The sequence below is a fragment of the Plasticicumulans acidivorans genome, from assembly GCF_003182095.1.
GTDB classification, from domain to species: Bacteria; Pseudomonadota; Gammaproteobacteria; order Competibacterales; family Competibacteraceae; genus Plasticicumulans; species Plasticicumulans acidivorans.
This window is the reverse complement of the sequence record NZ_QGTJ01000013.1, coordinates 1-13,516: the sequence shown is the minus strand read 5'-3', so window position 1 is coordinate 13,516 and position 13,516 is coordinate 1. Positions and strand designations below refer to the sequence as shown.

11 protein-coding genes are annotated in these 13,516 nt (G+C 64.3%); 8 read left to right on the top strand and 3 right to left on the bottom strand.

Going from position 1 to position 13,516, the window contains the following annotated elements; all coding sequences use genetic code 11:
- The first annotated feature begins 41 nt into the window (after nt 1-41).
- Nucleotides 42-1,166 (top strand): PilT/PilU family type 4a pilus ATPase, encoded by a 1,125-nt coding sequence (locus tag C7443_RS17520; protein WP_110020029.1) that lies wholly within the window; start codon nt 42-44, stop codon nt 1,164-1,166.
- 103 nt (nt 1,167-1,269) lie between these two features.
- Nucleotides 1,270-2,439: a pyridoxal phosphate-dependent aminotransferase gene (locus C7443_RS17515; protein ID WP_110020027.1), complete on the top strand. Its 1,170-nt coding sequence runs from the start codon at nt 1,270-1,272 to the stop codon at nt 2,437-2,439.
- A gap of 8 nt (nt 2,440-2,447) precedes the next feature.
- Here C7443_RS17515 and C7443_RS17510 read toward each other — a convergent pair whose 3' ends face one another.
- Both C7443_RS17510 and C7443_RS17505 read right to left on the bottom strand, forming a co-directional pair.
- Complete coding sequence (locus C7443_RS17510) at nt 2,448-4,154, bottom strand: PHA/PHB synthase family protein (RefSeq protein ID WP_110020025.1); 1,707 nt, start codon at nt 4,152-4,154, stop codon at nt 2,448-2,450.
- Nucleotides 4,155-4,215: 61 nt separating this feature from the next.
- Entirely contained in the window at nt 4,216-4,809 is a 594-nt protein-coding gene (locus C7443_RS17505) for a cupin domain-containing protein (protein ID WP_246004705.1), read from the bottom strand.
- A gap of 372 nt (nt 4,810-5,181) precedes the next feature.
- Here C7443_RS17505 and C7443_RS17500 point away from each other — a divergent pair, with 372 nt between their 5' ends.
- The 6 genes from C7443_RS17500 (at nt 5,182) to C7443_RS17475 (ending at nt 12,193) form a co-directional block, all read left to right on the top strand.
- Nucleotides 5,182-6,288, top strand: coding sequence for an ABC transporter ATP-binding protein (locus C7443_RS17500; RefSeq protein ID WP_110020023.1), 1,107 nt, complete (start codon nt 5,182-5,184; stop codon nt 6,286-6,288).
- Between the two features lie 95 nt (nt 6,289-6,383).
- A complete protein-coding gene (locus C7443_RS17495) occupies nt 6,384-7,424 on the top strand; it encodes an ABC transporter substrate-binding protein (protein WP_110020021.1) in 1,041 nt (346 codons plus the stop codon).
- A 57-nt stretch (nt 7,425-7,481) separates the two neighbouring features.
- The gene (locus tag C7443_RS17490; RefSeq protein WP_110020019.1) at nt 7,482-8,729 is read left to right on the top strand and encodes an ABC transporter permease; all 1,248 of its coding nucleotides are present in this window, start codon (nt 7,482-7,484) and stop codon (nt 8,727-8,729) included.
- Between the two features lie 4 nt (nt 8,730-8,733).
- Nucleotides 8,734-9,555 carry an ABC transporter permease gene (locus C7443_RS17485; RefSeq protein ID WP_110020018.1) on the top strand — a complete coding sequence of 274 codons (822 nt, stop codon included), beginning with the start codon at nt 8,734-8,736 and terminating at the stop codon, nt 9,553-9,555.
- A gap of 149 nt (nt 9,556-9,704) precedes the next feature.
- On the top strand, nt 9,705-11,159 hold the full coding sequence (locus tag C7443_RS17480; RefSeq protein WP_110020016.1) for a biotin carboxylase: 1,455 nt from the start codon (nt 9,705-9,707) through the stop codon (nt 11,157-11,159).
- 41 nt (nt 11,160-11,200) lie between these two features.
- Nucleotides 11,201-12,193 (top strand): C45 family autoproteolytic acyltransferase/hydrolase, encoded by a 993-nt coding sequence (locus C7443_RS17475; RefSeq protein ID WP_110020200.1) that lies wholly within the window; start codon nt 11,201-11,203, stop codon nt 12,191-12,193.
- Nucleotides 12,194-12,224: 31 nt separating this feature from the next.
- Here C7443_RS17475 and C7443_RS17470 read toward each other — a convergent pair whose 3' ends face one another.
- On the bottom strand, nt 12,225-13,136 hold the full coding sequence (locus C7443_RS17470; RefSeq protein WP_110020014.1) for a carbon-nitrogen hydrolase family protein: 912 nt from the start codon (nt 13,134-13,136) through the stop codon (nt 12,225-12,227).
- Nucleotides 13,137-13,516: the final 380 nt, after the last annotated feature.

Below are 13,516 nucleotides of genomic sequence, written 5' to 3'. Positions count from 1 at the left end.
CAAATTGAGTAAGGACGCCGGCTTGCAATGAGGGAGATGCAATGGACGTCACACCGTACCTGAAGCTGATGGTCGATCGGGAAGCATCCGATCTGTTTTTCTATGTCGGGGCTCCAGTACACATCAAGATCGAGGGACAGGTTGTTCCGTGCAGTAATGCGCCGATGAAGCCGGGCTCGGTGCGGGAGGTGGCCTACTCGCTGATGAACGACAGCCAGATCCGCGAGTTCGAGCGTGATCTGGAAGCAAACTTTGCGCTTTCGATCAGTGAGATCGGACGTTTCCGCGCCAACGTGTTCCGTCAGCGCGGCGAAGTGTCGATGGTCATCCGCTACATCAAGCAGCGGATTCCAAAGATCGATGAGCTGGGTCTGCCGGCCGTGATGGCGAACCTGGTCATGGAAAAGCGCGGTCTGGTGCTGATGGTTGGCTCGACGGGCTCGGGCAAGTCGACTTCGCTGGCCGCGATGATCGATCATCGCAACGAGTCGGCAACCGGTCACATCCTGACGATCGAGGACCCGATCGAGTTCATCCACCACCACAAGAAGTCGGTGGTCGGGCAGCGTGAGGTCGGCATCGATACCCACACCTACGAGGATGCGCTGAAGAACGCCCTGCGTGAATCACCGGACGTCATCCTCATCGGTGAGGTTCGCGACTCCGAGACGATGAAGTACGCGATCGCTTATGCCGAAACTGGCCACTTGTGCGTGTCGACGCTGCACGCCAACCACGCCAACGGAGCACTGGAGCGCATCATCAACTTCTTTCCAGAAGCGGCGCGTCAGCAGTTACTGATGGACCTGGCGCACAATCTGCGCGCCGTGGTGTCGCAGCGTCTGATCATCGGTGTCGATGGTCGCCGCGTGCCGGCTGTCGAAGTGATGCTGAATACGCCTTACGTCTCCGAGCTGATCCTCAAAGGCAAGTTCGAGTCGATCAAGGAAGCGATGGCGCAGGGTGTCGAAATCGGCATGAAGACCTTCGATCAGTCGCTGCTCGAACTGTACCGTGCGGGCAAGATCAGCAAGGACGAAGCGATTCGCAACGCCGATTCGCGTAACAACGTCAGCCTGCAGATTCGTCTGTCGGAAGGCATGCAGCCCGGCAGTGCCAGCGATTCGCTGGCGGTCGGGTTGCGGGTGACGCCCAAGGACGTCTGATTCGTTTGCGAAGCGAAGCGGCTCGGCCGTTGCGCTCGCCTAACCCCGCACTGCCGCGCTGGGATTTCCCGGCGCGGCAGTGCCTTTTTTGAGGAGCCGAAAAATGCCTGTCGTCTATCCACGTGTGGCGCGGCGCATGGCTGACATTGCCCCCTTCCATGTCATGGAATTGCTGGCGCGCGCGCAGCAGCTGGCCGCCACGGGGCGCTCCATCATCCATATGGAAGTCGGCGAACCGGATTTTTCTACCGCAGCGCCGATCGTTGCCGCTGGCCGGCAGGCGCTGGCCGAGGGGCGGACGGGATACACCTCGGCCTGCGGTCTGCCGGCGCTGCGTGAGGCGATTGCCGCCAACTATGCGCGTCGGCACGGTGTCGACGTTGATCCGGGCTGCATCGTCGTCACCCCGGGTGCCAGCGGCGCTCTGCTGCTCGCTGCCGGTGTGCTGATGAACCCCGGCGAGCGCTGCCTGCTCGCGGACCCGACCTATCCCTGCAATCGCCACTTTCTGCGTTTTTGTGAAGGGGAGGCCGTGGGGATTCCTGTCGGGGCCGATACGGCGTTTCAGCTGACGCCGGAGCTCGTCGATCAGCACTGGGATGCACAGACCCGTGCCGTGATGCTGGCCTCGCCGGCGAATCCGACCGGGACGCTGGTGCCGCCGGCCGTGATGCAGGGGATTCGCGAAATCGTGCGGGCGCACGGCGGCGCGCTGATCGTCGACGAGATTTACCACGGGCTGGTGTATGACGAACCGGCGGTGACGGCGCTGGCCGGCGGCGACGATGTCTTCGTCGTCAACAGCTTTTCGAAATACTACGGCATGACGGGCTGGCGTCTGGGCTGGCTGGTGGCACCGCCGCCCTGCGTCCGCGACGTCGAAAAGCTGATGCAGAACCTGCTGATCGCCGCACCGACCCCGGCGCAGTACGCGGCGCTGGCGGCATTCACGCCCGAAGCCGAAGCGATCTTCGAGGAGCGTCGGCTGGCGTTCCGGCAGCGGCGGGATTTTCTGGTGCCTGCGCTGCGCGCGATCGGCTTTGAGGTGCCGGTCATGCCGCAGGGGGCTTTCTACGTCTACGCCGATGCCAGCCGGTTCACCGATGACAGTTACAGCTTCTGCTTCCGTGTGCTCGAAGAAACTGGTGTGGCGATCACGCCGGGCATCGACTTCGGCGAGTATCAGGCGGGGCGCTATGTGCGTTTTGCCTATACCACCTCGCTCGAAGCGTTGCAGGACGGTGTGGATCGGCTGCAGCGCTTCCTCCACTGAAGAGGGGGCTATTTCTCCAGCACGTAGCACCCGGGCGCTGCCGCCAGCGGTGGATGGCCCGCACTGCCGGCGGCGGCCGGTGCATCGCGCCACTCTCCGCAGCGCTCGTGCAGCCAGGCCGTCCAGTCCTCCCACCATGAGCCCGGCACTTTGGCGATGCTGGCGCGCCACTGCTCGGCGTCGCTGCAGCCGCTGGCATCGCCGACCCAGTAGCGGCGTTTCGGCGGGTCGACCGGTGGATTGATGATGCCGAGGATATGCCCCGAGGTGGCCAGTACGTAACGCACCGGCCCACCGACCAGCCCGCAGGTGCGGAAGGTCTGCTTCCACGGCGCAATGTGGTCCTGCTCGCAGCCGACGGCGTACAGGGGCTGCCGGATGCTGCCGAGGTCGAGTCTGCGCCCGGCGATGGTCAGCGCTCCCTGGGCGAGGTGATTGCCGAGGTACAGCTCGCGCAGATACCAGCTGTGCATCGCCGCCCGCATGCGCGTGGCGTCCATGTTCCAGAACAGCACGTCGAATGCCGGCAGCGCTTCGCCATACAGATAGCTGTGCACCACGTAATGCCAGATCAGGCTGTTCGGGCGCAGCATGCGGAAGCTGCGCGCCATTTCTCTGCCATCGAGATAGCCCTTGCCGGCCATGCCCTGTTCGATGAACCCGACGGCGGCTTCCGACAGGAACACGCCGATTTCCCCCGGATCGGAGAAGTCAGTCAGCGTCGTGAACAAGGTCCAGTGGGCGATCGGCGGCGTGGTTGCGGCATCGGCGGCGAACCAGGCCATCAGACTCGTGAGCGTGGTGCCGCCGAGGCAGTAGCCGACTGCGTGGATCTGTTCGGCGCCGGTGATTTCACGCGCGGTGTCGACCGCCGCCAGCACGCCTTTGATGAGGTAGTCCTCGAAGCCGGTGTCCCGTGCTTCGGGGCCGGGGTTTTTCCAGCTGGTGACGAAGACCGTAAAGCCCTGGGAAACCAGATAGCGCACCAGGCTGTTGCGGGGTTTCAGGTCGAGTATGTAGAACTTGTTGATCCATGGCGCGACGATCAGGACCGGCATGCTGCGTACCTGTGGTGTCGTCGGTGTGTACTGGATCAGTTCGAGCAGTTCGTTGCGCAGCACCACTTCGCCTGGCGTCGTCGCCAGATCGCGACCGAGCGTGAAGGCGTGGGGATCGACCATCAGCACGTCGCCGGCGGCCAGATCGCGGGCGAAATTGGCCGCGCCCTGGCGCAGGCTCTCGCCATTGCTTTCCAGTGCGTGGTCGATGGCGGTCGGATTGGTCCAGAAGAAATTGCTCGGCGCCACGGCATCGAGCCACTGCTTGACCCAGAAGGCGGCGCGTTGTGCGGTCTTCGTGTCGAGGCCGGGACTGGCGTAGATCGCATCGACCAGCGCACGGGTGTGCAGCAGGTAGATTTCCTTCAGGGCGTCGAAGCCGGGGTGCGTCGACCAGGCCGGGTCATGAAAGCGCTCGTCGTGCTCGATGACCGGGATGGCGTCTCCGGTTGTGATGCCGCAGAGGCGCTGCCAGATCTGCTGGTTTACCGCGAGCCAGTCAGTGGCGAACTGCTGGTAGCGTTCACCGAGCTGGTCAGGATGCGTTAACCACGACTGCAGTGATTGGCGCCACGAATCGGCGATACCGAAAGGATCGGTGATCGCGGCGAAGTCTTCCCAGCCCGGCAGTTTGGCGGGCGTGGATTGAGCGGGCATTGCAGCAGCCTCCTTGGCTCGGTTTATTTGCACCGAGTGTAGAAGCTGCAGCAGCGCCCGCTCAGAGGTATGGCGGTGTGCAGGCGCTGATGATCTCGCAGGCCTCGGGGCCGGGATTGCGGAAGCGGTGCGGCAGTGTGCTCGGAAAGTAGTAGGCGTCCCCGGGACCGAGGGTCTGGCGACGTTCGCCGACGGTCAGCTCGATGTGCCCGCGCAGGATCACGCCGCCTTCCTCGCCTTCGTGGCGCAGCATCGACTTGCCGGTATCGGCGCCGGGGGCATAGCGCTCGTGCAGTACCTGCAGCTTGTGGTTGCCCTCGCGCGGACCGACCTGGCGAAACGACACCGCCCCTTTGGTCAGCTCGATCAGCTCTTCGGCGCGGAAGAACACCTGATCCTGCGGCGGCTGCTCCAGCGCGAAGAACTCGGCCAGTGTCATCGGCAGACCGTCCAGCACCTTCTTCAGCGAGGCGACGGAGGGGCTGTTCTTGTTCTGCTCGATCAGTGAAATCGTGCCGTTGGTAACGCCGGCGCGACGGGCGAGCTCGCGTTGCGACAGGCCGCGGGCCTCGCGCACGGAGCGCAGACGGGCGCCGACATCGAAGTCGGTGTCCGCGTTGGTTTCCGCCAGGGCGCTCTCCATGATGCTCGACATGCTCGTGACTCCTCGACTGGCACGGGGCTGAGGACCATGGTTGGTGCTCATCTGGTGCACATGATGCGCCTTGTTGGGGCACGGTTCTTGCGGTGAGGCCGTCTAAAATAATCTACTTTTTGATTTCTCGGCTTGCGACGCGGCAACACGCACCAATCTGTCGCAAAAGCACACCAAATCCGAGGCTTGAACGCAAGTTGACAGTTTTACTAAAGAGGGAGTTGTTGATTTTTTTAAACGTTGTTAGCGTGAGCTTCACTTACAGATGCAGAGCTGGTGCCGTTGCCGACGAGGGTGCGGCGGTCTCTGCGCCGGAGCTGCGCGATGCGCGGCGATCTTGCCATGACCCAACAGTGAGGGGAGAAACGAGCCATGGAGCAGAGCGGCGGCGCAGACGTGCTGGTGAGTTTTCGCAACGTCCAAAAGAGCTACGACGGCGAATCTCTCGTCGTCAAGAATCTCAACCTTGATATCGGCCGCGGCGAGTTTCTGACGCTGCTCGGCCCGTCCGGCTCGGGCAAGACCACGAGCCTGATGATGCTCGCCGGCTTCGAGACACCGACCCGTGGCGAGATCCTGCTCGACGGTGCCGAGCTGCACCGCCTGCCGCCGTACAAGCGCAACATCGGCATGGTGTTCCAGAACTACGCACTGTTCCCGCACATGACCGTCGCCGAGAACCTGGCCTTCCCGCTGGCGGTGCGCAAACTGGCGAAGGATGAGATCGCACGCAAGGTCCAGCGGGCGCTGGACATGGTCAAGCTCGGCTCGCTGGCCGGTCGCTATCCGGCGCAGATGTCCGGTGGTCAGCAGCAGCGCGTGGCGCTGGCGCGCGCGCTGGTGTTCGAGCCCAAGCTGGTGCTGATGGACGAACCACTGGGTGCGCTCGACAAGCAGTTGCGTGAGCACATGCAGTATGAAATCAAACACCTGCACGATGAGCTCGGTCTGACGGTGGTTTACGTCACCCACGATCAGAGTGAAGCGCTGACGATGAGCGACCGCGTCGCGGTGTTCAACGACGGCATCATCCAGCAGATCGACACACCGGTGGCGCTCTATGAGCACCCGGTGAATTCCTTTGTCGCCCACTTCATCGGCGAGAACAACCGCCTCTCCGGCACCGTCGCTGCACTCGACGGTCGGCGGGCGACGGTGCGTCTGAGCGATGGCACCACGGTGCAGGCGCGCGCCGTCGGGGTGGATACGGCCGGTCGGCCGACCTCGTGCTCGATCCGCCCGGAGCGGGTGCGTCTGCACAGCTTTGATGTGCAGGCCGACAACGTGCTGATGGGGCGCATCCTCGAATTCATTTTCCTCGGCGACCACGTGCGTCTGCGCCTGGATGTGGCCGGCAGCACCGATTTCACCGTCAAGGTGCCGATCAGCCAGGTCGACAGTGCCTGGAAGACCGGCGAAACCATCCGCGTGGGCTGGGATGCCGACGATCTGCGCGCCCTCGATCCGGTAGCGGCCTGAGCGGCGCGTTTCACCGTGTGCCCGGCTGCGCGCCGGGCGCTGTCGATCCCGCAGGCCAGCCGTTCTGGCCTTGCCAAATCTGGGAGAACCAAGTCATGCAGAAGTCCATGATCGGCGTCGGCCTGTGCGCGCTGAGCCTCGCCGTCAGCGGCCTGGCGCAGGCGGCCGACATCACCGTGATTTCCTTCGGTGGAGCCGCGCAGAAGGCCGAGGATGTCGCTTACTACCAGCCGTTCAATGCCTCCGGCGCCGGCAAGGTGATCGCCGGCGAGTACAACGGTGAGCTGGCCAAGGTCAAGGCGATGGTCGAGACCGACAACGTCTCCTGGGACGTCGTCGAGGTTGAAGGGCCCGAGCTGCTGCGTGGCTGCTCGGAGGGGCTGTTCGAACGCCTCGACTGGTCGAAGCTCGGTGACGAGACGCAGTTCATCAAGGGGGCGGTCAGCGAGTGCGGTGCCGGCATCTTCGTGTGGAGCACGGCACTGGCCTACAACGCCGAGAAGCTCGCCAAGGCGCCGGCGTCCTGGGCCGACTTCTGGAACGTCAAGGACTTCCCGGGCAAGCGAGGTCTGCGCAAGGGCGCCAAGTACACGCTTGAATTCGCGCTGCTCGCCGATGGCGTCAAGCCGGCCGATGTCTACAAAGTCCTCGGCACCAAGGAAGGCGTAGCCCGTGCCTTCGCCAAGCTCGACGAGCTCAAGCCCTATATCCAGTGGTGGGAAGCCGGCGCGCAGCCGCCGCAGTGGCTCGCTGCCGGCGACGTGGTGATGTCCTCGGCTTACAACGGCCGCATCGCCTCGGCGCAGAAGGAAGGCAAGAAGCTCGAAGTGGTCTGGGCCGGCAGTCTCTATGACCTCGACCACTGGGCCATCGTCAAGGGCTCGAAGAACAAAGCCACGGCGATGAAGTTCATCGAACTCAGCAACAAGCCCGAATACCAGAAGGTGTTCGCCGAGCAGATTCCCTACGGTCCGACCAACAAGAACGCCAACTCGCTGCTCGACCCGAAGATCGCCGCCGGCCTGCCGACTGCACCGCAGAACCTCGAAGGCGCGCTCGCCGTCGACACCGAGTTCTGGACCGACCACGGTGAGGAGCTCGAAGAGCGCTTCAACGCCTGGGCTGCCGGCAAGTGAGTTGAACCCGGTGCGGGCCGCCCCGGGCGGGCCCGCACCGACTGCGGAGATTCGCCGATGGACACCACCCCCACCGCGCTGCCGCTCAGCGACGACGGCGTGCCGCTCAAAGTGCGGCTGCGTCGGGCCGAGCGCTCATACAAACTGCGCTCGCTGGCGCTGATCGCGCCACTGCTGATCTTTCTTGTGCTCAGTTTCGTGCTGCCGATCAGCACGCTGCTGTATCGCGCCGTCGACAACCACGAGCTGGCCGACGCGATGCCGAAGACGGTGGCCGCGCTCGACGGCTGGGATGGCAATGCCATTCCGGCGGAGCCGGTGTTCGTCGCTCTCGCCACCGACCTGCGTGATCTGAAAGAAGCCGGCCGCATCGGCATTCCGGCCAAGCGGCTCGGCTATGAGATTTCCGGCTTTCGCAGCGTGCTGACCAAGACACTGCGCAAGCTGCCCGCACCCGACGCACAGAACGTGCGCGACGTCGTCGTCGACGCTGTGCCGGAGTGGGGGGAGCTGCGCTACTGGAAGGCCTTCGAGCGGGCTGCCAAGCCGTATACCCCCCGTTACCTGCTGGCCTCGGTCGACCGTGAGGTCAACGAAGACGGCCAGATCGTGGTCAACGAGTCGTCTGCGTTCGTCGACATCTTCGGTCGCACCTTCTGGATTTCAGGGGTGGTGACCCTCTGCTGCCTGCTGCTCGCCTATCCGCTGGCCTACTGGCTGTCGGTGCTGCCGCCGAGCAAGTCCAATCTGTTGATGATCTGCGTGCTGCTGCCGTTCTGGACCTCGCTGCTGGTGCGCACCGCGGCGTGGATCGTGCTGCTGCAGTCCGGTGGTCTGATCAACGGCGGCCTGCAGGCACTCGGCATCATCGATCAGCCGCTGCAGCTGGTGTTCAACCGCGTCGGCGTTTACATCTCGATGGTGCACATCCTGCTGCCGTTCATGATCCTGCCGCTGTATTCGGTGATGAAGGGCATTCCGCCGCATTTCGTGCGCGCGGCGGTGTCGCTCGGTGCACATCCGTTCCTGGCGTTCTGGAAGGTCTACGTACCGCAGACCATCGCCGGTGTCGGTGCCGGCTGTCTGCTGACCTACATCCTGGCGCTCGGCTACTACATCACCCCGGCGCTGCTCGGCGGGCCGGATGACCAGATGGTCAGCTACTTCGTCGCCTTCTACACCAACCGCACGATCAACTGGGGCATGGCTTCGGCGCTGGGTTCGCTGCTGCTGGTCGCCACGCTGCTGCTCTATGTGGTCTACGGCAAGCTGGTCGACAACACCGGCCAGAGCGGGAGGAAGTAAGTCGATGAATCCCTACGCAACCCCGCTGGAAAAAGTCTGGTTCTGGGCGTTCCGCCTGTTCTGCGTCGGCGTGCTGGTGTTCCTGATCGTGCCGATCCTGGTCATCGTGCCGCTGTCGTTCAATTCCAGCTCCTTCCTCAGCTATCCGCTGGCCGGCGTGTCACTGCGCTGGTACCACGAGCTGTTCGCCTCTGACGAATGGATGTCCTCGATCCGCAACAGCTTCATTGTGGCACCGGCGGCGACGCTGCTGGCCACCACCTTCGGCACGCTGGCCGCCGTCGGCCTGACCCGCGGCAATTTCCCGGGCAAGGCGGTGGTGATGGGCATCCTGATTTCGCCGATGGTGGTGCCGACCGTGATCGTCGGCGTCGGCATGTACTTCTTCTTCGCCGAACAGCACCTGCTCAACACCTACAGCGGTCTGATCCTGGCGCATGCCGCGCTCGGCGTGCCCTTCGTCATCATCACGGTGACGGCGACGCTGCAGGGCTACAACTACAACCTCAGCCGCGCCGCCGCCTCGCTCGGCGCACCGCCGCTGACCACCTTCTTCCGCGTCATGCTGCCGCTGATCGCGCCGGGTGTGATTTCCGGTGCGCTGTTCGCCTTCGCCACCTCGTTCGACGAAGTCGTGGTCACGCTGTTCCTCGCCGCACCGGCGCAGCGCACGCTGCCGATGCAGATGTTCGCCGGTATTCGCGAAAACATCAGTCCGACGATCGCAGCCATCGCCACGCTGCTGATCACGTTGTCGGTGTGCATGCTGCTGACGATGGAATGGCTGCGTCGGCGTAACGAAAAGCTGCGTGGCAGCGGAATCTGACGGAGGTGCCCACCCGCCTGTTGAATCGCTTGTTGGAGATCTTGCGGGCGTTGTGCCGCCGCTACCGGGCGGCGCGCCATTCAGCCGCCGTCCCGTCGCCCGCTGCCGCCGCCGTCTCTGCCACTGCTTGCCCCGTCGAGGGTTCCCCGATGAATAACAGCAATCGCCCCTACCTGAAGGGGCTGTCGGAAATTTTTACCTACTTCCGTACCAATGACACGCCGATCTGGTTCGTTTCGCCGACGCCATTCAATGTGCTCGGTCTCGATCGCTGGGTGCGCAAGTTCGAGTACATCTGCTACTACGACTCTTTCGACGGTTGGCATCCGAAGATTCATGTGCCGCGCGAGACCGGGCCGCGCGAGTTCCGCTCCATCGAGGACATCAACAACTATCTGCTGGCGCACAAGGAAATCGCCGACCGCATGCGTGCGGCCGGTGGCGGCAAGCTGCTGCTGGTGATGTTCGATGAGGAAACCGAGGCGCTGGCCCGCGAGCTCGGTGTCGACATCGCCCTGCCGCCGGCGGCGCTGCGCCAGCGGTTGGACTCGAAGATCGAGACCACGCGCATCGGCAACGAGGCCGGTGTGCCCAGCGTGCCCAACGCGCTCGGCGCCGCCGATACCTATGAGCAGCTGCTGGCGCTCGCCGCCGGTGCCGGGCTGGGCAGCGACCTGGTGGTGCAGACGCCTTACGGCGACTCCGGGCGCACCACCTTCTTCATCGCCAGCGAGGCCGACTGGAAGGAATACGCCGAGGACATCATCGGCGAGCAGATCAAGGTGATGAAGCGCATCAATCACCTGCCGGGCACCATCGAGGGCGTGGCCACCCGTCACGGCACGCTGGTCGGCCCGCTGATGTTCGACATCACCGGCTTCAAGGCGCTGACGCCGTACAAGGGCGGCTGGTGCGGCAACGACGTGTTCCCGGGCGCACTCGGTGACTCGCGCGAAAAGGTCTACGAGATGACGCGCAAGCTCGGCGACCGGCTGTATCAGGAAGGCTATCGCGGCACCTTCTGCATGGACTGGCTGCTCGATACCGACACCGGCGAGGTCTGGCTCGGCGAGCTCAATCCGCGCGTCTCCGGCGCCAGCCCGATGAGCAATCTGATCACCTCGACCTACGGCGGCGTACCGCTGCTGCTGTTCCACCTGCTGGAGTTCATGGATGTCGACTACGACATCGACCTCGACGCGGTGCAGCAGCGCTGGCGGGAGTTCGACACCTGGAGCCAGCTGATCCTCAAGCACACCGGCGACGACGTCGAGATCATCAGCGAAGCGCCACCGTCCGGCATCTGGCGCATGAACGATGACGGCACCATCGATTTTGCCCGTCGTGACATCGACTGGGGTGGCGTCAGCGGCGAGGACGAAGCCTTCTACCTGCGCGTCTACAACGCCGGCGACTACCGCTTCCACGGCGCCGACATGGGCATCATCGTCAGCCGCGGCCGCATGCAGACCGATGACCGCCAGCTGGAAACGCGGGCGCGCTTGTGGTCGGCGGGGATTCTCTCCAAGTTCCGCTGCGTACCGCTGCCGCCGGCGGTGGTGGTGGTGCCGCCCGATCCGGCGACGCTGAACAAGATGTTCTGATCATGGTGCCCGAGCCCGCCGCCAACGCACCCGTGACATCGATGCGCTTCCTCGCCATGGAGGAGGCGCAGCCCGGCCCTCAGCTCAGACGTTTGTTCGAGCGCCACTGGTCGGGTTACGAACGCTGGTTTTTGCGCGAGGGCGACGCGGCACGACCGCGCTACCTCGACTGCGAGCGGGCTCTGCGCCAGTACCTGCCGGAGCTGATGCCGACCTTCGAGCGCCTGCTCGAATGCGTCGGCGGCGGCGATCGTGCCGCCCGGCTGTTGTCGCTGTACTGCCCGACACCGTTCCTCGCCGGCTGCTCGCAGGCGGCCTGGGCGCGCGATTCGGTGGTGCTGGTGCGCAACTATGACTACTCGCCGCGGCTGACCGACGGCGTGCTGCTCGCCTCGTGCTGGAACGGCACGCGCACCATCGCGATGAGCGACTGCCTGTGGGGCGTGCTCGACGGCATGAACGAACACGGCCTGGCGGTATCCCTGGCCTTCGGCGGCCGCCGCCAGGTCGGCGAGGGCTTTGCGATCACGCTGGTGCTGCGCTACCTGCTCGAATTCTGCCGCGACGTGCCCGATGCCCTGGAGGTGCTCGGGCGCGTGCCGGTGTACATGTCTTATAACGTCGCCGTCATCGATGCCGGCGGCCAGCAGGCCACCGCCTATCTGGCGCCCGACCGGCCGCCGCGGCTGACCCGCGATCGCGTTTCCACCAATCATCAGGGCAGCATCGAGATGCCCGATCACGCCCGCGCCTGGGAAACCGAGCGCCGTGACGAATACCTGCGCTTCTGCGTCGAGGCGCCGTACCAGAACGCCGACTCGCTGACGGCGCATTTCCTCTCGCCGCCGCTGTATCGCAGCGGCCATGCCCGCGGCTGGGGCACGCTGTATACCGCCGCCTATTACCCGCACGAAGGCCGCATGGCGCTGCACTGGCCGCAGCAACCGGCCTGGTGGCAGGGCTTTGAGCACTTCGAACCGGGCGCGCGCGTCGTCGACTTCGTCGCCCGCGAGCAGCCGCCCGCGGCACGCTGAAGGGCCGCTGACGCGGCCCTCGCGGTGCAGCTCAGTAGTTGATGGCCGGCGGCGGCGCGCCGTGCAGCCGCGGTTCGCCGAGCGTCAGCGGCGTGCCCTTGGCCGGTTTTTCCAGCGTGCCGAGCGCCTGCAGGTAGCCGGTGTCGGCGCGCTCGCGATCGTAGATCGGGTAGTCGATGCGCCGGTCGCGGAAGCTCTTCAGGGTCTGGCCGAGGTTGCGCAGGCCGTTCTGGCGGCTGCGGCGCACCTGATCGAGGTCGATTTCGACCGGAATGAACTGCTCCTGGCCACCGCCCTGGAACAGTATCCGGCCATGCGGATCGAACACGCTGGAGTGACCGTTGCCGCCGGCACCGAGACCATTGATGTCGAACACGTAGCACTGGTGCATCGCGGCGTTGGCCTGAGCGATGACCAGATCGACGTCGCGGTCGATGGTGTGGGTGAGCACCGGGTGCAGGATCACCTCGACGCCCATTGCCGCCAGCGAGCGGGCGTTCTCCGGGAACCAGATGTCGTAGCAGTTGAGGATGCCGAAACGACCGACGCCTTCGATGTCCCAGACCAGGAACTCCGAGCCCGGCGTCACACCCTCCTCGAAGGGCATGAACGGGAAGAGCTTGCGGTAGCGGCCGATGACGGTGCCTTGCGGATTGATCACCGAGGTGGTGTTGTGGATCAGTCCTTCGCGACGCTCGAACATCGAACCGCTGACGATCCAGATGCCGTGGTGGGCCGCCGCGGTGCACAGCTGTTCCTCGGCGTCGCCCGGCAGGGGTTGGGCGTGGGTGAGCAGCGGACCGTACATGCACAGTTCGCTGAAGGTGATCATCTGCACCCAGGGGTAGAGATGCATGACGAGGTCGATGCGATGACGCATGGCCTCGAGGTTGTTGCCTACGGTGACGTGCATCTGCACGCCAGCAATGCCAAACGGGGTCATCGGTGCATCCTCCAGTTGCCGCGAGAGCTGCGATATGTTGAATATATCGCTACATCGCAGCTTCCTTTCTGCTACAAAATTACCTATCAATCAACTGATGTAATCGTGCATATCAGCTGAACGTTTGTAATTTTGTTCGATATTTTAAACGGTGTTACGCTCAGCGTAGAACAAGCGACAACACCGCAACAGCGATCGAGGACCGAGGACGTCATGGCCAACATCCGCAACACCGGTTTCCAGTGGGCAGACCCGCTGCTGCTCGACGCGCAGCTCGACGGCGAAGAGCGCCAGATCGTCGAAGCCGCGCGCGCCTATTGCCAGGAGCGGCTGCTGCCGCGGGTGCGCGAGGCGCATCGCGTCGAGCGCTTCGATCGCGA